13 protein-coding genes are annotated in these 19,899 nt (G+C 66.1%); 5 read left to right on the top strand and 8 right to left on the bottom strand.

Going from position 1 to position 19,899, the window contains the following annotated elements:
- Nucleotides 1–43 precede the first annotated feature (43 nt).
- Entirely contained in the window at nt 44–1,084 is a 1,041-nt protein-coding gene (ilvC, locus tag Pla108_RS07305) for a ketol-acid reductoisomerase (protein ID WP_146444204.1), read from the top strand.
- A 110-nt stretch (nt 1,085–1,194) separates the two neighbouring features.
- Here ilvC and Pla108_RS07300 read toward each other — a convergent pair whose 3' ends face one another.
- Nucleotides 1,195–1,947, bottom strand: a complete 753-nt coding sequence (locus Pla108_RS07300; protein WP_146444203.1) for a LolA family protein — start codon at nt 1,945–1,947, stop codon at nt 1,195–1,197.
- 423 nt (nt 1,948–2,370) lie between these two features.
- On the opposite strand from Pla108_RS07300, the gene Pla108_RS07295 reads away from it, so the two are divergent.
- Entirely contained in the window at nt 2,371–4,362 is a 1,992-nt protein-coding gene (locus Pla108_RS07295) for a hypothetical protein (protein WP_146444202.1), read from the top strand.
- Here Pla108_RS07295 and Pla108_RS07290 read toward each other — a convergent pair.
- Nucleotides 4,318–5,331, bottom strand: coding sequence for a GH25 family lysozyme (locus Pla108_RS07290; RefSeq protein WP_146444201.1), 1,014 nt, complete (start codon nt 5,329–5,331; stop codon nt 4,318–4,320). The genes Pla108_RS07295 and Pla108_RS07290 overlap by 45 nt on opposite strands.
- Before the next feature lie 56 nt (nt 5,332–5,387).
- Nucleotides 5,388–6,404 (bottom strand): glycoside hydrolase family 25 protein, encoded by a 1,017-nt coding sequence (locus Pla108_RS07285; RefSeq protein WP_197526320.1) that lies wholly within the window; start codon nt 6,402–6,404, stop codon nt 5,388–5,390.
- Between the two features lie 130 nt (nt 6,405–6,534).
- On the opposite strand from Pla108_RS07285, the gene Pla108_RS07280 reads away from it, so the two are divergent.
- The gene (locus Pla108_RS07280; RefSeq protein WP_146444199.1) at nt 6,535–8,019 is read left to right on the top strand and encodes a family 16 glycoside hydrolase; all 1,485 of its coding nucleotides are present in this window, start codon (nt 6,535–6,537) and stop codon (nt 8,017–8,019) included.
- A gap of 373 nt (nt 8,020–8,392) precedes the next feature.
- Here Pla108_RS07280 and smpB read toward each other — a convergent pair whose 3' ends face one another.
- Together smpB and Pla108_RS07270 are read right to left on the bottom strand one after the other, a co-directional pair.
- Nucleotides 8,393–8,881, bottom strand: coding sequence for an SsrA-binding protein SmpB (smpB, locus tag Pla108_RS07275; protein ID WP_146444198.1), 489 nt, complete (start codon nt 8,879–8,881; stop codon nt 8,393–8,395).
- Nucleotides 8,882–9,028: 147 nt separating this feature from the next.
- Nucleotides 9,029–10,231: a DUF1559 family PulG-like putative transporter gene (locus Pla108_RS07270; RefSeq protein ID WP_146444197.1), complete on the bottom strand. Its 1,203-nt coding sequence runs from the start codon at nt 10,229–10,231 to the stop codon at nt 9,029–9,031.
- 217 nt (nt 10,232–10,448) lie between these two features.
- Between Pla108_RS07270 and Pla108_RS07265 the strand changes: the two genes are divergently transcribed.
- Entirely contained in the window at nt 10,449–12,344 is a 1,896-nt protein-coding gene (locus tag Pla108_RS07265; RefSeq protein WP_146444196.1) for a mechanosensitive ion channel domain-containing protein, read from the top strand.
- A gap of 148 nt (nt 12,345–12,492) precedes the next feature.
- Entirely contained in the window at nt 12,493–13,500 is a 1,008-nt protein-coding gene (gene floA / locus Pla108_RS07260; RefSeq protein ID WP_146444195.1) for a flotillin-like protein FloA, read from the top strand.
- Between the two features lie 281 nt (nt 13,501–13,781).
- Here floA and Pla108_RS07255 read toward each other — a convergent pair whose 3' ends face one another.
- The 3 genes from Pla108_RS07255 to Pla108_RS07245 all read right to left on the bottom strand — a co-directional run bounded on the left by Pla108_RS07255 (nt 13,782) and on the right by Pla108_RS07245 (nt 19,805).
- The gene (locus Pla108_RS07255) at nt 13,782–14,396 is read right to left on the bottom strand and encodes a hypothetical protein (protein WP_146444194.1); all 615 of its coding nucleotides are present in this window, start codon (nt 14,394–14,396) and stop codon (nt 13,782–13,784) included.
- Between the two features lie 305 nt (nt 14,397–14,701).
- Complete coding sequence (locus tag Pla108_RS07250; RefSeq protein WP_197526319.1) at nt 14,702–15,337, bottom strand: hypothetical protein; 636 nt, start codon at nt 15,335–15,337, stop codon at nt 14,702–14,704.
- 127 nt (nt 15,338–15,464) lie between these two features.
- A complete protein-coding gene (locus Pla108_RS07245; RefSeq protein WP_146444192.1) occupies nt 15,465–19,805 on the bottom strand; it encodes a tetratricopeptide repeat protein in 4,341 nt (1,446 codons plus the stop codon).
- Nucleotides 19,806–19,899: the final 94 nt, after the last annotated feature.

The following is a 19,899-nucleotide window of genomic DNA, read 5'->3' as shown; positions in this document are numbered from 1 at the left end:
ACGCCCCGCCTTCGTTGCGGCGTCCGCAGCAAAACGCCACCTCATGGCCGCCAAAATCTACTACGACGCCGACGCCGACCTCGCCGCCCTCAAGGGTAAGACGGTCGCCATCATCGGCTACGGCTCGCAGGGCCACGCCCACGCCCAGAACCTCCGCGACAGCGGCGTTAACGTGGTGGTCGGCCAGCGTCCCGGCGGCGCCAACTACGACCTGGCCAAGGAGCACGGCTTCGAGCCGGTCTCGGCCGCCGAAGCCGCCAAGCAGGCCGATGTCGTCAACCTGTTGCTGCCGGACGAGATCCAGGCCGACGTCTACAAGGCCGACATCGCCCCGAACCTGAAGAAGGGCGCCGTGCTGATGTGTTCGCACGGCTTCAACATCCACTTCGGCCTGATCGAGCCGCCGAAGGGGACCGACCTGCTGCTCGTCGCCCCCAAGGGCCCGGGCCACCTGGTCCGCAGCGAGTTCGAGGCGGGCGGCGGCGTCCCCTGCCTGATCGCCACCCGCAAGGCGGGCACGACCGGCGCCGATGACGAGATGTCGGACGAGTCGTCCGACGTCTTCAAGGTCGGCATGGCCTACGCCAAGGGCGTCGGCGGCACCCGTGGCGGCGTCATCCGCACCACGTTTGCTGAAGAGACCGAGACCGACCTGTTCGGCGAGCAAGCCGTCCTCTGCGGCGGCCTCAGCGAGCTGATCAAGGCCGGCTTCGAGACCCTCGTCGAGGCGGGCTACCAGCCCGAGATGGCTTACTTCGAGTGCATGCACGAGGTGAAGCTGATCGTCGACCTCTTCTACCAGGGCGGCCTCAGCTACATGCGCTACAGCGTGAGCAACACGGCCGAGTACGGCGACTACAAGACCGGCCCGCGGATCATCACCGCCGAGACCAAGGCCGAGATGAAGCGCGTGCTCGACGACATCCAGTCGGGCCGCTTCGCCCGCGACTGGATGCTCGAGAACAAGGCGGGCGCCCCGAGCTTCAAGGCGACGCGTCGCCGCGAGCGGCTGCACGGCGTCGAAGAGGTCGGCAAAAAGCTCCGCAAGATGATGAGCTGGATCAAGGAAAAGGAAGTCGACTGAGCCCTCGGCCCAGAAATCGATTGAGCCCCGGCCCAGTTAATTCGCGATAAATGAGAAAGCCCCGGTCGTAAGGCCGGGGCTTTTTCTCGTTCAAGTGGAGAGTCGGCGCCTTACTTTTCTTCGTCCGCCGGCTCTTCCGCGGGGATCTCGACATCTTCCGATTGGTCAATTATCAGACGGAAGTCCTCCGCGTCCATCGGCTCGTTTGTTTCCACGTTCTTAAGTCGCGCCACCTGGACGCCTTTGGCGTCGGCCGATTGGAACTCCAGGACGTACTGATGGATCAGGCCGTCGGGCGCCACGTAGAGTCGTTGATTGAAGTTCGAGCTGGCGCCCCCCGCGATATTGCCTTGCTGGAAGCGGTGGTAGAGCACGTCGTACCGTACGCCGTCGATCGTTTGGGGACTCTCGAGATTGAATTCTGAGAAGTCGCTCGCGTAGAGCTGCCGAGCCGCCCAGTCGGGGTTGAAGAACGCCTGGAGTGGCGCCGCGTCCCAGAGACGCACGTTGCTGGCTTCGCCGTCGGCGGGCGCGAACGAAAAACTCCCGCCCCCTTTCGCCAGAGCGCTCGCTTGCTGCGCTCCAAGCAACGGATCGAAGGGGCCGGGCTCGAAGGTCCGGTCGGCTCGAAAACTGCTCGGCGTGAACAAGCAGACGCGGTCCCCATCGCAACCGAGCAAGCTCGGGAACGCCGGCTCGGCGATGTAGGTGTATTCGACTTTGGCGAAGTTCGGCTTCATCAGCTTCACGTTCGCCGTCACCAGCTGCTGACGCTTCACCGAACTGACCGTGTACACCAAGTCAGCCGAGAGGGTCTTGGCGTCGTTACACGCATCATGCATGCGGCCTAGCAGTTTTTGCATTGGTTCGTCGACGGCCACTTCGACGGCAGCTTCAAAGTTAAGATTCGGTAGCCCAAAGGGTTGCGCCACGGTCGGCGACGGGTTGGCGGCCAGCGATGAAAGCAATACTGCTATCCAGCGAATGGTTCGAAGCGAGTCGGGCACGGAACGCCCTCCGGGTTTTAGGCGACGATGACGGCCGCCTGTACTATACCCGTCGCGGCAATCACAAGGCGAATCGGGCGGCGCCGCTTCGTGGCGGGTCACGTCCAGGAACCGATTCCCGATTCAGCGGGGGCGTAGTTGTCGCGTCCCCTCCTCACGCAAGTATTCGACAGCACGACCGCCCGCCGAGCGGCTCTTTTCTTTGACCTAATCGGACCGAGGCGGTAATTTCACTTCTCCTACTTGTTTCACAACCTTGTCATCACGGCGGCCGGTCCGATGCGTATTCTTCAGGCGATTTTCTTTTTCGTCGGGGTCCTCGCCACCAATCATGCGCCCGCCGCGGATGTGTCATGGGACGGCGGGGCCGGCAGCGGTAGCTGGCAAGACGCCGACAATTGGACCGACGACGCCCTGCCCGCCGCCAATCAGTCGGCCGCCATCGGCGACCTGCCCGAAGGGGTCGGGGCGACGGTCACGCTCGCCGACGAGACGACCGCCGCCGGCGTCGAGCTCACCGCGGGGGCGGTGGTCGACACCGGGTCCGGTCGGCTCATCCTCAGCGAGGGGGTGCTGGCGAGTGGCGAAGGGTCGGGCCTAATCCTCCGCCGGTTCGAAACGCCGGAGTTGGCGCCGTCGCTCGACGCGGCCTCCGTCACGCTCATCGCCGGCGCGACTCTGGAGTTAGAGAACGCCCTCGCGCGGCTCGCCACCGCCACGCCGGGAACGGGAAGCATCGGCGTGGTCACGCTCGATGCAGGGACGACCCTCGTAGCGACGGGGGGCGGCGTTTTCCGCTTCGATGACGACCTGGAGGGGAACGAAGCGACCCAGCTCAACAACAACGGCACACTCCGCGTCGCGCGGCCCGCGGGCGCCCCGGTTGAGGAGGTCTTTACGTTCCTGATCGAATCGACCGATCCCGGCGCGGTGGTCAACCTAACGGGTGACGGCGGGACCGGCGCCATTGAGCTCGAAGCGAACACGACGCTTTCGATCGGTGTGAAATCGGCGCCACTCACGGGACCCATCACGCTCGCTAGCGGTTCGGTGCTTTCCTTCGCGGGCGAAGCGATCAACGACGGGACTATCCAGGGCGCCGGGCTTGTCGACGCGGTCGGCTTCGTCAACAACGGCCTCGTGCGAGCTAATGGCGCCTCACCTCTCGTCATGGGCGGGCCCGGAACGAGCTTCGATCTCGATGGCTCGACTGAAACGGGGCGCCTGGAAGCCCTTGATGGCGACCTGCGAATCGACGTCCGCCTGGCGGACAACTTCGGCGGCGAGGCGACGATCGGCGCCAATCACCAGGCCGACTTCCGCTTTGGCTGGACGTTGGGAGGGCCGGCGACGCTCAACCTAAACGGCGCGCCGGGCGCCCCCGCGACGCTCGCCACGTCGGGCATCCAAAGCGGCGCGACGTTCTTCGACGGCGAAACCATCGTCCGCGGGACCGTGAACGTCGCCGGCGAGGGGCAGATCCTCGGCGACGCCACTTTCTTCCCGAGCGCCGAGGTGCACCTCGCTGACGAGGACGCCCAGCTCGCCCTCGGCGGCGTGGTCGCCATCCGGCAGGGCGCCGAGTTCGGTGGGAACGGCTCGGTCACGCTGCTCGCGGGCGGAGTGACGACCCTCGAGACCGGCGCCGCGGTCAGTGTACCGGTCGTCAACGCGGGGACGCTGCACGTTGATGGCGCCGCCTTCCTTGAAATCTACGAGCAGACCTCCGAGGGCGCTTTCGAGATTACGATCGGCGGCGTCAACACGGTCGATTCGCTCATCGTCACTGGCGCCGCTCTGCTCGACGGCCAGTATGGCGTCACGCTGACGGACGGCTTCGTGCCGAGCGACGGTGACGTGTTCGCGATTCTGCTGGCCGGGGGGGGCGTCGGCGGCGAGTTCTCCGGCGTCAGCGCGCCGCTGCCGACACTCCCGGCGGGGCTCGACTGGGCGATCGACTACACGGCCAATGAGGTTCTGCTGAGCGTGTTCGCGACGGGCGACCCGCTCGATGGCGACTACAACGGCGACGGGGTCGTCAACGCGGCCGACTACACGGTCTGGCGTGACAACGAGGGGTCGACCACCGAGACCGCCGCCGATGGCGACGGTAACGGCACGGTCGGGCCCGAGGACTACGACCTCTGGGCGGCGAACTACGGCGCCACGACGATGAGCGTCGCGGTCCCCGAACCGGCTGGCGCCGCGATCGTCGCCGCGTGCTGCCTAGCGGCGGTGCGACGCCGCGGTGGCGAGTCCCACCGTCAGTAGCATAAGGGAGAGCGGCTCGGGCACGCCGACGGCCGTGGCGACCTGCTTGCCGTAGTCGGCGGCCCACAGGTCGTAGTCGCCCAGGTCGACGACGCCGTTGCTGTTGCCATCGGCCGGCCAGGCGCCGAAAGCCAGGTAGGTGTCCCGCCACACCGTGTAGTCGGCCGCGTTGACGACCCCGTCGCCGTTGTAGTCGCCGGTCACCGGCTCTTCGTAGCCGACTAGGTAGGCGTTGAGGTCGGCCTCCGTGCCGCGGAAAGTGTTGAGGTCGAGGGGGTTCTCCCCGCCGACGTTGCCCGTCCAGCTGTACTGCCAGAAAACCCAGTCGTTCCAGATGCCCATATTGCTGGAAGTCGGGGGGGACGAGTTCGGGCTGCCGGTCGGCTTGGCGAACCAGAGGTCGAACGCCGCGAGGTCGGGCGTGTAGAACGTGCTGGCGTAGTAGCCGTTGCTGTAGAGGATGACATCGACCCCCAGCCGGTCTTGGACCACGTTGTTGAAGTCCTTGATCCAGGCGGAGAGATAGGTCCGTTGTTCCGCCGTCGTGTTGACTTCGGTGTTGGACGGCAGCTCCTCGACATCCAGGACGGGCCGCAGATAGCTTCCCGGGTAGTTGTCGTAGTACGGCTTGATCCGATCGACGAAGTCATTCGCCTCGTTGACAGCGTCCTGCTTCACCGGGGCGGAGAGCGGGTTCATGAACGATTCGGGGTGGGCGTAGTGGTAGGGCCCAATTGGGATCCCGGCCGCTCGGGCGCCGTTCATGTTCTGCGCGAAGTACTCGTCGTTATCGTTGGTCCCGATAGTCGCCCGTGCGAATCCGAAGTCGACGCCCGCATTGGCCATCGCATTCCAATTGACCGAAGCCTGCCACTTCGAGACGTCGATGCCGAGCAAATCGGCCGACGCCGCCGGCGCCATCAGCGTGGCCGAGACGAGGCCAACGAAGAAAAAAGCCCAGCAGCGCATGCTTCCCTATTCCAGTAGAGGTGGGGATATTCCGAAGCGACTTGGTGGTCGGAGACCTAACGATGGTGGCCGGAGACCTGACGATGTGGCGAGGCTAGCGACGCGAGGCCAACCGCCAGCAGCAACACGCAGACCGGCTCGGGGACAGCCGTCGCCGAGGGGGGGGCCGCCTCGCCGTAGTTGGCGGACCACAGATCGTAGTCGCCCTGCTCGACGACGCTGTTGCCGTTGCCGTCGGCGGGCCAGTCGCCGAACGCCAGGTACGAATCACGCCACATGGTGTAGTCGGCGGCGTCGACGAAGCCATCGTTGTTGTAGTCCCCCTCAAGGGGACCCGCCCCGACGATGAACGCTTGCAGGTCATCGACGGTGCCGTCGAAATAGTCACCGTCGACCGGCGACTCGCCGCCGATCGTCTCGCTGTCGCTGAACTGCCAGAAATCCCAGCTGTCCCAGATGCCGAGGTTGGCGGCGGTCGGCCTGCTCGAAGTCGTGTAGGTCCAGCGTGCGATCCAGAGGTCGAACGACGACAAGTCCGACGTCAGGTAGTTCCTCGCGTAGTTGCTGTTGCAATAGATGATCACATCGAGCCCGAGCCGCTCCTGCACGACGCTATTGAAATCCTTGACCCAAGCCGACAGGTAGGTTTTCTGTTCGGAGACGGTATCGACCTCGGCGCTGGTGGGGAGTTCTTCGACATCGAGCACGGGCCGGAGATAGGAGCCCGGATACTGCTCATAGAACGGCTGGATGGCGTCGACGAAGTCGTTAGCCTCGTTGATGGCGTCCTGCTTCACCGGGTCCGAGTAGGCGTTCATCGAGGTGGCGGGTTGGCTGTAGTGGTAGGGCCCGATCGGGATCCCGGCCGCCCGCGCGCCGTTCATGTTTCGAACGAAGTACTCGTCGTCGTAATCGTTGCCCCTGGTCGCCCGGGCGAAGGCGAAATCGACCCCGCTGCTCTCCATGGCGTTCCAATTGACATAGCCCTGCCACTTGGAGACGTCGACCCCCAAGAGACCCGCCTCGGCGCGGGCGCCGACAAGCAGGCCCATGGAAGCCAAGGCCAAAGTCAAAACTTTCTCGTAGCGCATCACGTCCTGTTCCGTAGCTAGGGGGGCGGCCCGAGTTGTCGCCGACCCAGCGGCAAGGTCATACTGACCCCGCCGATGCCTCTCCATTTTCCATTCTGACGTGAACGCCGCCATGACGCTTCCTCCCTGTCGGAAATTAAGCGCAGTCTTCGCACTGTTTTGCGCAGCCACGTTCATCGCGCTTGGCCCCACCGCCTTCGCCGATGGCGGCTGGACCGATCTCACCGGCGGCGACGACTTGGCGACCCTCTGGCGCGGCTACCAGAGCGATACGCCCCCTGCGTCCTGGAGTCTCACCGACGGTGTGTTGACGCTCGATGGCTCCGGGGGCGATCTCGTCACCCGCCAGAAGTACGCCGACTTCGAGTTGGAGTTCGAGTTCAAAATCGCCCCGGGGGGCAACAGCGGCGTCATCTACCGGGCCGGCGAGTCCGAGCCCAACACCTACGAGACCGGTCCCGAGTACCAGGTGCTCGACCCCAAGTACTCGGGCGTGACGCCGAAGGTCGGGCCGGCGGCGCTGTACGACCTCTACCCGGCGCCGCTCGACGCGTCGAAGCCGGCCGGCGAGTGGAACACCGGCCGCATCGTCTTGCGTGACGGCGCCGTCGAGCACTGGATCAACGGCCAGAAGGTCGTCTCGGCCACGATCGGCTCGGACGAGTGGAACGAACGGGTCGCCGGCAGCAAGTTCGCCGCCTGGAAGAAGTTCGCGACGCTCACCTCGGGCCATATTGCGCTACAGGACCACGGCTCGCGCGTCTGGTACCGCAACCTGCGGATCAAGCCGCTCGGCGTCGCCGTCTCAGCCAACGACTCGCCCAAGCGGATGCTGTTCGTCACCCAGAGCGCCGGCTTCAAGCACTCGACCGTAACCCGCCAGCCGCACGAGCTGTCGCACAGCGAACAGGTAATGCAGGAACTGGGCCTCCGCAGCGGGGCGTTCCGCGTCGACTGCACGCAGGACGTCGAAGCCGATTTCACGCCCGAGTTGCTCAAGAACTACGACGTGGTCGCCTTCTTCACGACGGGCGAACTGCCGATCCCCGTCGCGACGCGCGAGTGGTTCCTCAATACCTGGCTGGCGGAGCAGGGGCACGGCTTCCTCGGCGTCCACGCCGGGGCCGACACCTACGCCGACTACGAGCCGTACTGGGACATGATCGGCGGCACCTTCGACGGCCACCCGTGGACCGCCGACACCGACGTCGTCCTCAAGACCCACGCCGACGACCACCCGGCCGTGAAGCCGTGGGGACCCGCCGGGACGCGGATCGCTCTAAAGGAAGAGATCTACCAGTTCAAGAACTGGCAGCCCGAAAAGGTGCGGGTGCTGATGTCGCTCGACATGGAGCGGACCGGGCTCAAGAAGCCGCGGCACGTCCCCATCCTGTGGGTCAAGGACTACGGCAAGGGCCGCGTCGTGCACATGAGCCTGGGGCACCGCGAAGACGTCTGGACCAACCCGACGTACCAGGAGTCGCTCATCGGCGGCGTGAAGTGGCTGCTGGGCGTCGAGCCGGGCGACGCCACTCCGAACCCCGAGCTCTCCGCGGCCGAGCAACAGCTGGCGGAAGCGGCGGCGGAAGCCGAGTAAACGCCCCATTTTTCTGGGAGAGATTGCGACGCCGATGGCGTGGCCAGTGTTGTGGGAGGGGTCTCCCGACCCCGATTACGGATCGCCAGCCGCAACGGTAACGAGCGCGTCATCGGGGTCGGGAGACCCCTCCCACAGTAGACGGGATCAACAGGATTCACAGGATTTGTTTTTCATCCCGTTGATCCTGTAAATCCCGTCAAGGAAGGGCGATTGTTGTGGGAAAGGAAGGGTGATTGTTGTGGGAGGGGTCTCCCGACCCCGATTGCGGTTCGCCAGCCGCAACGGTAACGAGCGCGTCATCGGGGTCTGGAGACCCCTCCCACAGTCAGCACCTTAGAGGTCCCTCTCACGGATAAATCGAGAGAGCGACTCAGCGGCCGCGGAGGGCGCGGTCCATGTCGCGCTTGGCGGTCTTCTGCTTCATCGACTCGCGCTTGTCGTACGTCTTCTTGCCGCGGCAGAGGCCTAGTAGCAGCTTGGCCCGGCCCCCTTTGAAGTACATCTTTAGCGGCACCAGCGTGAGGTTCTTCTCATACGCGCGGGCGGCGAACTTCTTGATCTCGCGGCGGTGCATCAACAGCTTGCGACGCCGTTTGGGCTCGTGCTGGACGTGCGTGGCGTTGCGGTACTCTTCGATGTTGCAGCCGACGAGCCAGACCTCGCCCTTGTCCATGCGGGCGTAGGACTCGTCGAGCGACATCTTGCCGTCGCGGAGGCTTTTCACCTCGCTCCCCACGAGGACGACGCCACACTCGAGGTGGTCGAGCACCTCGTACTCGAACCGCGCCTTGCGGTTGGTGGCGATCGTCTTCTCGTTGGGGTTGTCCCCCTTGGCCGGCGTCTTTTTGTTCTTGGCCAAGTTGAGAAGCGTCTCGTTGGGGGGGAGCGGCTTGGAGGCGTCGCCGTTGGTGGCGCCACCCGCGGCTAGCGCCGACGGCTCAAGCCCGTGATGCGTTTTTGAGCCGTCGGCGCTAGCCGCGGGTGAACCCTCACCAGGCGTTCAGAATCAGAAATCAGTCGACGAAAGCGGCGCCGCGGTGCGGAAGTCGTTGATGGCTCCCGTCGTGATCGTGTGATCGACCGGATCGACGCACTTGCTCCCCTTGGTGGTCATCAACTGCTGCCAGACGACGTAGTCGATGTCCGGATCGATCGATCGACCGGAGCCGCTCGCCATAATGATGTTGATGCCGCCGCCGGCGTGACCGCTCGACGGGCGGGCGTAGAACGGGCTCTCGGAGGGATAGCCAACGATCGGAGTTCCCAGCGACGGGTCGTCGAGCCGCAGGTCCTCACGGCTGAACGGCGCCTGGACGAAGCTCGTGACCGGCTCGGTGTTCACCACCCACACCATGCCGAAGACTTGCTCGGCGAGGTGGAGCGAGTTGGTCGTCGGATCGCCGCCGACGCCGACCCAGGTGTAGTTCGGGACGTCGGTGTCCTTGTGGATGTTTTCCGCGAGCATGACGGTGTAGTCGGCGCCGTCGTCGATCTTGCCGTCGCGGACGCGGACGCTGCCGAGCGTCTGGTTATGGCAAAGGCCGTTCTCTTTGGTGTCGCCCTGGTTCGGGACCGCCTTGCCGGTCGAGGGGTCACGGCCCAGGAACTGCGAGGGGGAGGACGTGCCGCTGTAATCCCACGCGCCCGAGTTCACCACGTACGACAGCCCCGCCGCGTCGGGGAGCGACGACAGGTCGGTGTCGGACGGGCAGATGAGGATCTCTTGCGGGCGGATCTGGGCGCGGGCGTTCCCGGTCCCCACGATGCTTCCATCGACAAACGTGTCGTAGAGGTCGTTGCGGCCCATCTGCGGCTGGATGACGGCCGCCCAGCTGATTAGCGAAGCCAGCGGCTGTGACGCCTGGGCGATGCCGTTCGCATTGCTGAGCCGCGAGTTCGTGATCGCCCCGACGTCGACCGTCAGGTACGACTTGTCATTCCGCTGCATTGGCTGGACGTAGCCCGGATACCGCTGCTTCGAGCCGGCGTAGTTGACGATCGCCGTGCCGGTCTGCTTCATGTTGTTGAGGCACTGCGCCTTGCGGGCGTTTGCGCGCACCGCGCCGACCGCGGGGATCAGCAGCGCCATCAGCATGCCGATGATCGTGATCACGACCAGCAGTTCGACGAGGGTGAAGCCCGTCGCGGGGGCCGAGCCGAGCGGAGTGAGGCGACGGCGGGCCGTCCCCCGAGAAAATGGCGTCTTCATAATCGTCTCGACCCCTGTTCCGAGGGCCCCTTTTTGCGGAGGAGTGTGCCCCTACTGCGTCGCGACCGGGGCCCCTTGTGGAACCCCGTGGGGCGACGCCGCCCTTTGCCGATCGCTTGCCGGCGGGCACGATAAAGTATCGCCGAACTGCACAAAAAAAGCCAGCAAACTCGCCGCGGCCCCCGCTTGCCGCCCCGTCACGCCCGCCAGAAGCCCCATGTTTCGACCCTTTCCGCCGTGCCGCTGCCTCTTGCCGCTCCCTTTGCTGGCGGCGTTCGTGCTGATCTCGTTCGCCCCCGCGCGGGCCGACCTGACGGCCGCCCCCGCCGCCGACCCCGCCAAGACCGAGGCCGAAACGCCCCCGCCCGAGGTCCCCGCCGAGATGCGGAGCCCGCGGGAGGTGCTCGAGACGTTCGTCACCCGGATGCGTGCCGATGAAAAATCGGACGCCGCCAAGCTGCTCAACCTGTCGGGCCTCAGCGCTGTGGCCGCGGGGAGCCGGGGCGCCGACCTCGCCTACAAGCTCTACCGCTTGGCCCCGGTGCTCGGCGATCCCCCCAACAAGGGAGATGGCGAGGACCTCGCCTTTTGGGAATCGCCCTCGACCGAGCTCGATTTCAGTAAGGCGCCCGACGACCCCGATTACCCCGAACCGTGGCCGCTGTCGGAGTGGCTCAAGTACCCCAAGCCCGAAGCCCAGGCGATCACGATCGCCCGCGACGAGCAGAAGCATTGGCGATTCAGCGCCGAGACGGTCGCCCAGATCGACACGCTCTACGAGCAGCTCGAGCCGCAGATCGAGGAGCTCGCCGACCGCCGCGCCGCGACCGCCCCGCCGGGTGAAGCGGAAGCCGTCGGCGAACCGACGGCGACCACCGGCCACTGGCTGCGGCAGCAGTTCCCCCAGAGCTGGCGGACGACCCACTTCTTGCTCCCGAGCTATCAGTGGCTGTTGCTGCTGTTGCTCCTGCCGCTGGGTCGCATTGCAGAGCTACTGACGCGCACCGTGCTGACGACGATCGGTGACCGGGTGCTGCACCGCATCGACCCCGACGTCGACGACGTCAACGATTCCACCGTCAAGGTCTGGCGCCCGGTGGGGCGGCTGGTGCATGCGGCGGTCTGGGCCCTCGGGGCGCGGATGATCGAGCTCCCGTCCGACGTCACCAGCATTTTGCTCACGGTGTTGGTGATCGTCACGATCATCGCCGCGGTGCTGGCGCTGTTCCGGGTGATCGAACTGGTGGCGGGCTACTTCGCCCGCCGCGCCAAGCGGAGCAATCGCCGGTTTGACGACCTCTTTATCCCGCTGGCGACCTCAACCGCCAAAATCCTCATTGGGCTCGCCGGTGTCGTCGCCACGGTGGCGGTGTTCAACGACAAGCTCCCGGCGACGCTGATCGGCGGCCTCGGGATCGGCGGCATCGCGATCGCCCTGGCGAGCCAGGAGACGCTGTCGAACTTCGTCGGATCGATCACGCTGCTCTTCGACCGGCCTTTCGAGGTCGGCGACTATGTGAAGATCGACACCGTGGAGGGCTCCGTCGAGTCCCTCGGGTTCCGCAGCACGCGGATCCGAACGCCGCTCGACTCGGAGGTGACGCTCCCCAACAGCAAGCTGGCCTCGTCGAGCGTCGACAACTGGGGACGCCGCAAGTACCGACGTTACCTCTCCAAGCTCGGGCTGGAGTACGGCACGTCCCCCGAACGGATCGAGGCCTTCTGCGAAGGGATCCGTGAGCTGATCCGCCGCCACCCCCACACGCGGAAAGACTTCTACGCGGCCTACTTCAATGACTTCGGCCCCAGCTCACTCGATGTGCTGCTGGTCGTCTTCTTCGACGTCCCGGACTGGCCGACCGAGTTGCGCGAACGTCACCGTCTGCTGGCGGACATCCTGCGGCTGGCGGAGTCGGTCGGCGTGGCGTTCGCCTTCCCGACGCAGACCCTGCACCTGCAGCGGGACGCAGGCCCCGAAGCGCCCCCCGAGCTGGCCGACCCGGACCCCGACACGGCCGGCGCCCGGGCGGCGGCCCAGATCGCCGGCGAGCTGGCGAACTACCAGGACCGGCCCGGGCGGGTAAAGTTCCCCGGCCCAACCCCGCTGGATTAGCGTCGCTGGATTGTTCGGGGGTGGGGACCGGCTCCGCGCACGAAGCCTTTTGAGCCACGCACGAAGTAAGCGGAGAGCGCCCGCACAACCGCCCCCAATCGGTTAGAATCACACCGTTGCTGAACGCCCCGACCGGAGCCGTCGCTCGATGATTACGCTAAACGCCGCTTCTCTGCCGCTCGCCGCCGGGATCGCCAACAACGGCTTTGTCGCCGTGCTGCTCGGCCTGTTCATCATCGCCGTCGTCCTGCTGATGGCGTTTTTCGTCCTCACCTACGGGCGGATCTGGCTGCAGGCGTTCATGTCGAACGTGCCGATGAACCCGTTCGACCTCGTCTTCATGAGCCTCCGCCAGGTCAACGCCAAGACGATTGTCGACGCGCGGATCCAGGCGATGCAGGCGGGCGTGGGGCAAGACCCCACGACCGGCATCACAACCAAACGGCTCGAGGCGCACTACCTGGCCGGCGGCAACGTGCCCCGCGTCATCAGCGCAATCATCGCCGCCCACCGGGCCGACATCGACCTCGACTTCGACCGCGCCGCCGCGATCGACCTCGCCGGGCGCGACGTCCTCGACGCCGTGAAGACGAGCGTCTACCCGAAGGTGATCGACTGCCCCGACCCGGAGAAGTCGCCGAGGAGCACCCTCAGCGCGGTCGCCAAGAACGGCGTCGAGGTGAAGGTCCGCGCGCGGGTCACCGTCCGGACGAACCTCAAGCAGCTGATCGGCGGCGCCACGGAGGACACGATCATCGCCCGCGTCGGCGAGGGGATCATCACGGCGATCGGTTCGTCGAACGACCAGTTCGCCGTGATGGAGAACCCCGACCGGATCAGCAAGGCGGTGCTCGAGCGCGGCCTCGACGCCCACACCGCGTTTGAGATCGTCTCGATCGACATCGCCGACATCGACATCGGCGAGAACATCGGCGCCCGGCTCCAGGCCGACCAGGCCGAGGCCGACACCCGCAAGGCCCAGGCGATGGCCGAGAAGCGCCGCGCCGACGCGATCGCTCGCGAGCAAGAGATGAAGGCCCAGGTCGCCCTGCGGCGCGGTCAGGTCGTCGCCGCCGAGGCCGAGGTCCCCCGCGCCATGGCCGAGGCCTTCCGCAAGGGGACGCTCGAGACGCTGAATAACGGGTCGCCGTCCTGACGAGATGGGCAGGCAGAGATCCGTAGTTCAGTCGTGTTTACATTCCCATGGCGACGGCCCATGGCGATGAAATCGCTTAATCCCCCTCCCCCTTGGTGGGGAGGCTACTTCTTCCCCGGATAAGTGGGGGTGGGGGCGCGTCGGGCGCCCGGGTTCCGCACCCCTCCCCATCAAGGGGAGAGAGATCGGGCGCCGGAGTCGCCACGGGAATGCCAGTACGACCTAGTCGTCCGACAGCAAACACGAAAGACATCGCCACTGACGACTGACCCCCAGCTCCCTCACTGCTTCTTCAGCGCGTACTCAATCGCCAACGCGTTGAAGGGCTCGTTCTCGCGGTCGAGCTCGGTGAGCAGCACCCAGCGGTTGTCGCGGAACTCCAGGTCGAAGCACCTTTGCGTGACGCCCGGGTCGATCTCGTGAACCGACGAGGAGCCTACCCGGCCATTGAGGCCCTCGATCGACGGGACCTTGAGGGCGTCGATCGACGGCATGCCCGCGATGTCGGGGTTGCTATGGTTGGCGTCGGCCCGCTGGTCTTTGGCGGCGTCCTTCTCTTCTTGGCTCGGCGTCGGCAGCGTGATCGTGACGGTCGCATCCGTGATGATGCAGAGCTGCGCGCGGTAGACGCCGTCGTCCCCTTCGGGGGGCGTCAGCTCGTGCTCGACCTTGACCGTTGCGTCGGTGATCGGCGTTCCGGGAGGGGAGTTGTAGTCGGCGATGGCTTCGGCCGTGCCGAAGGAGGAATCCTCTAATTGCTCCTCCAACGCGCCGACGATCATCGCGAAGCGTTCCTCAGGCGTCGGCGGCGGCGGGGGCGGCGTCTTATCCTCCTGCGAGTCGTCGCACCCCACCGTGAGGGCTGCAAGCAGGAGTCCGCACGCGAGGGCGCGCATCGTCGCGCTATTCCGCCTGGCAGCTGTCATGGATCGTCCCGGTTCGCAGTCCACAGTTTTTTACAGCGGACCACGCCGGCCCGGCCTAGAGGGAGGATAGCATCCTAGGCCCGTCGGGACTATTTCGGCAGCGACCGACGGATCGTCCCGATCGGGTCGAGGAGGCCCCGGCGCCGGCAGAATCGGCGTAATCCAACCCTCGCGATGAAGAAGTCCGCCGGGGGGGGCCTGCGGTGGACTCCCCTGAGAGACCCTGTTCAGAATCCACTGAAACGCCGCGGTCAGAATCCGCCGAAGGGCCGCGGTTAGAATCCGCCGAAGGGATCGTCGTCGGAGCCGAACGGATCGTCCGACGCCTCATCGACCTCTGCCGCGGGCGTCGCCGCCGGCGCGGCGGCCGGAGTCGCGAGGGCGTCGCCGCCGAACGGGTCGTCCGAAGCGGTCTCGGCGGCCGCGACGCCTTCGCCCTCAACCGCGCCGAGCATTTCGCCCAACGCCTTCAGCGGGTCGTCGCGGAAGGAGGTGAGCTTGGCGTCAGCGAACGGGTCCGAACTCGAGGCCCCAGTCGGGGCGACCGCTAGCAGCGGGCGATTGGGGTCGGGGAGCGGCGCGACGACCGCGCGCTTCGCTAGGTCGCGGGGCGACTTGGCGCCCGACAACGCGTCGAGCGGCAGCTTGAATTGGCGGCGGAGCGCGCCGGATTCGGCCGACGACAGCTCGGCGTAGCGGTAGCCCAACGGCGTGCCGGGGCCTTCCGCCTCGGGCATCGCGCCGGGATCGAATCGCTTCGGCGCGGGGGCTTCGGCGGTCTCGGCTGACAACGGTTGGATCGCGTCGGCTACCGTCGCGGGGCCGTCGGTCGAAACCGCCAGCGCAACGCCCGGGCAAGCCGCCGCGAGGGCCGTCAAAGTCCGGGCAAATCGGGACAGGGGTCGCCGCATCATGAAATCCTGCTGCCGCTTTTCCACTTCGAGCCATCGCGTTGGGGCCGGTCCGTCCGGCCCGATGGCAAGCCTTTAGGATAAACGGCGGGGCCGCTTCCAACAAATCGCCGTCCCGCGGAGGGGCTCAACCGGCGGTGCTGGTGAGCTTGCCGGTCTCGATCCGCTGCTGGGTGCGGTCGAACTGCTCCTTTTCGAGGCGGCTGACCGACTCGCGGGTGAGGCCCCGATCGAGAGCTTCCTGCCAGGCGTCGTTCGCCCCTTCCACGTCGCCCGCCATCGAGTAGGCGGTCGCCAAGTGGAAGTACTTGGACGCGGTCGGGTTGTCGATCACCGCGAGTTTCAGGTCCTCGATCGCGTCTTTGTAACGCTTGTCGGCGATGGCGATCACGGCCCGGGTGTCGAGGATTTCGGTCCCCGGACCGAGCAGATCGACGGCCTCGGCGACGTAGCCGTCGGCTTCGCTGATCGCCGATCCGCCGCTCTGGCCGAGCGCTAACAGATAGGCGAGGTTGTTGAGCACCACGGCCCGGCTGGCGCCCTTCAGGTCCTTCCGCTCCAGCAGCTTGCGGTACGCGTCGGCGGCCTCGTCGTCTTTCCGTTGGACGTCAAAAAGCTCGGCCTGCTGGAGCCGCAGCGCGATCAGGTCCGGGTCCTCGCGGAGCCCGCGGTCGAGCCAGCCCTTGACCCGCTCGAACCGAGCGGCGGGGATCTCGGCGTCCTTGGCCTCGAGGGCTCGGAGGATGGCGAGGCCTCCCTGCACCAGCTGCGAGGTCGGGATGTCATCACGCAGTTCTTCCAGTGTCTTGAAGCCCTGTTCGGCGTCGATCCGTTCGCCGACAAACTGGGCGTACCGGAACTTGTCGTTGACGCCTCCCAACTTCGCAGAGAGTTCGAACAGCTTCCGCGCCGTCTCGATGTCCTCGAACTGCACCATCCGCATCGCGATGCGGTTGACGAGCGGCAGCTGTTCGGCGGTGATCTTGCTGGCGTCGGAGGGGAGCATCGAGAGCAGGGCCTTGGTGGCCTCACGCTTCTTGCCCTTCTCGAAGGCGACCCGCGCCAGCATCTCTCGCGTCCCGAGCTCGTTGGGGGCGATCTCGTTCAGGCGCTGCACCTGCCGCACCGCTAGATCAATCTCTTTCTGCCCGCCGCGTTGCAGCAGCATCTCGAGGTAAGCCAACCGCACCTGGGGGTTGTCCGGGTTACGGCCAATGATGTCGAGCATCTGCTCGCGGCACTTCTGCCACTGATCGAGCGCGAAGTAGAGCCGTGCGAGGTCCAGTTCCGACTTCATCGAGAGCCGGCTGTTCTTGCCGACCTCTTCCAGGAGGTTGGCCGCCTTCAATCGCGACACCGGTTCGGGCCGGGGCGCCAAAATCTCGGCCATCAGCAGGCGGTCGTCGACCGGCAGCGCGCCGTCGTCCGAGTTCGAGGCGATCAACTTCTCGGCGTTGCGGAGGTCTTGGTAGGCGCCGCTCCGCGCTAGCAGGCGGGCGGCCGTGCTCCGCGCCCACTGCGCGTTCTGGTCATTCGGCGAGATGGTCTCCTCGGCGGCGTCCTTCAGGATCCCGTTGACGAGGGGGGTCGCCTTGTCGACCGCGTCGTCCCGCCGGTACGCGGGCCCTAAGTAGAACTGAGCCAGCAGCCGCGAAACCCGCGCCCGGTCGGCGTCTTCCGCCCCCTCGAGCGCCAAGCGATAAAGCCCCTCGGCGTCGATCGCCCGCCCGACGAGTTCGTAGCAGCGGGCGAACAGCAGCAGGTTCTGGTCTTCGGTGAGCGCGAGGTGCGCGCGGCGGACGGTGTCGTCGGCTTTGACGCCGTCGCCGGTCGCGGCGTAGTAGCCGACGAGCGCCATCCAGCCGTCGCCCGAGGTGGGCGCCAACTCGGTTGTCTTGAGGAAGGCCGCTCCCGCCTCGGTGAGGAGGTCCTTGCGGCGCTCCGACTTCTCGGGGCTGAGGGTCGACGCCTGCGTCAGGAAACGGCCGAACCAGAGCTGGATGCTGGCGTTGTTGGGCGCCTCGGCGGCGAACAGCTTGGCGGCCTCCACCGCCTCCGCCTCGCGGCCCACTTGCAGCAGCGACTCGGCGTAGTCCGCGCCGAGCAGTCGGACGCGGCTCTCGCGGTTGATCTTCTCCATCTGTTCCAGCGCGTCGGCGGCGCGGCCGCGAGCACGCAAGATCTTGATGTACTGGAACAGGGATCGCCCGTCTTGCCGGCCCAGCTTGGCCGCCCGGTCGTAGCTATCCAGGGCGCTCTTGTAGTCGCCTTGAGCCGCCGCGATGTCGGCCTTCAAGTTGTAGAGCTCATGCCACTCGCTGCGTTGCGAGATGGCTTGGTTGACCAGTTCGACCGCCTCTTTCGCGCCGTCGCCCTTGCCGCCGGCGGCGCGCCAATTGGCGAGCAGTCGGTTCGCTTCCATGTAGAGCCAGGTCGGGTCTTCTTTGGAGCCGACGACTTCGAGAACGGCGTCCTGGGCCTCCTTGGCGCCGGCCACGTCGTTCGACGCGAGCGCCACCGAGAATGTCTCGAGCAGCGTGGGCAGGTCGCCCGGTGAGAGCTCGACCACCTTGCGGAGGCACTCGGCGCGGGACTCCTCGTCGCGGAGCCGGCCGAACTTGTCGGCGAGGCCTTTCCAGAGCTGGATCTTCTGAGGGGTCTCCCAGTCCTCGGTCCCCTCGGTGAGCGCGAAGAGCTGCTCGGTGAGGTTCTCGTCATTGATGACCGACAGCAGGTCGGCGCGCTCGAGTCGGAGGATCGGCAAGTCGCCGAACTTCTTGACGACTCCGTCGAGCAGGCCGAGGGCCTTCGCGGGGCCCTGTTCGGGGTCCGCGGCGAAGAGCTTCACCGCCGCGCGACGCACCCCGAGATTGTCCGGCTCTTCCTTGTAGGCTTGCACCAAGAGCTTGCGGGCTTCGTCGTAGTTGCCGCGGCGCATTTGGACCTCGCCCTTCAGCACCAGCAGCATGCCCTTGCCGAGCTTCATCCGGTCGATGTACTCCTCGCACACCTTGTCGAACGCCTTCCAGTTTTGCTTCGACTCGGGCTTGGCAAGCTCTTCAGCGAGGGCGGCGTAGATCGAGACGCCCTCGTTCGAATTGCCGACGCGGCCGATCTTCTGCATCGTGCGGAGCCGGCCCTGGTCGGCCATCACGTTGCCCCGGTCGGATAAGAGGGCTTGGTTGAACGCCTCGAGCGCGAGCTCGTCTTGGCCGAGTTTCTCACGGCAGAGCCCGAGCATCACGTTGAGCTCGAGCGCCATCGACGGATTGCCGGCAAAGTACTGCTGGTATTTCTCGAAGACGGTCGCCGCCTCAAGCCACTTCTGGTCCTCCATCATCAGGCGGGCCTCGAAGTAGTCGGGGTAGGCGGAGTGGATCATCTCGCCTTCCCGCATCACGGCGATCGATTCGCGGGCGTCGTCGAGGGCGTTCTGCTGCAACTGCAGGCGCGCCTTCTGGACCAGCAGACCCTGCGACTGCGTGATTGGCGCCGCCGCGATGCCCCTGTCACAAGCCGCGAGGGCGGCCGCGTAATCCCCGCTGCCGATCTCGATTTCGGAGAGCGTCTGGTAGAGGCCAATCTCCGTGGGGTGATCCTCGATCGACGCTTCGATCAGCGACTTCGCTTGGTCGAATTCCTTGTCCCGCATCGCCAGGCGCGCGTTGGCGATCACGATGCTCGGCTCTTCGGGGGCGAGTTCCAACGCCTTGCGGATCGCTTCGATGGCTTCGTCGCGCTTCTCCTGCAACTCCAGCCACTGCCCCTTCGCGAGGTAAGCCTCCCCACTCTCCGGGTTCACCTCGATCATCCGGTCGATGACCGCTTGGGCCAGCTCGTCTTCCAGCTTTTCTGTCTTGAGGTTGTACGCCAAGCGGCTGTAGACGCTCGCGTTGTGCGGCGTGATGGCCTTCGACTCATCGAACTCTTCGGTCGTCTGGTCGTAGCCGACCAGTTTCAACGCGTGGGGAACCGCTTTGGCGTCGGCGGCTGCGAAGTAGCACTCCGAGCGCATCGCCTCGAGTTCGGGATCGTTTGGCGTGCGATTGAGCAGCTGCGAGACGTGGTCCAGGGCGGGCTTCAGCTGTCGCTTAGAGCGATAGAGCTCCACCAGACGGCGCCGCAGGTCGTCGCGCTCAGGAAACTCACGGACCGTGGCTTCCATGAAGCCGGCCGCTTTCCAGAAGTCGCTAGGCACCGCCTTGGGGTCCTCGGCGATGTCGGCGAGTTGGAGGGAGAGCTTGGACATCACCTCCTCGTCCCCGGGGCGGATCATCAGATAGCTGCCCAGCAGGTCGGTGCTTTTATGCAGGTCCCCGTCGGCGAGCGCCACCTCGGCGCGGTCCAGCAGCCGACTGGCGTTCCGGGATTTCTGGAACTTGTAGAGGCCGTACGACCCGCCGATGAGGGCGATAGAGCCGACGACGATCCCGATGAGGACCGGGAGATTGACGCGATAACGCTGCATGGGGGAGACCCTGCCTGGGGGTTCCTGCGGGGGAGCGAACGGGACACGCGCGGCGGGCGCCGGCTAGTTCCGTGACGAGTCCAGCACAACGCCG

It is taken from the genome of Botrimarina colliarenosi, from assembly GCF_007859955.1.
GTDB lineage: Bacteria > Planctomycetota > Planctomycetia > Pirellulales > Lacipirellulaceae > Botrimarina > Botrimarina colliarenosi.
Note: the sequence above shows the minus strand (reverse complement) of the source record. Positions and strands in the feature narration are given on the sequence as shown.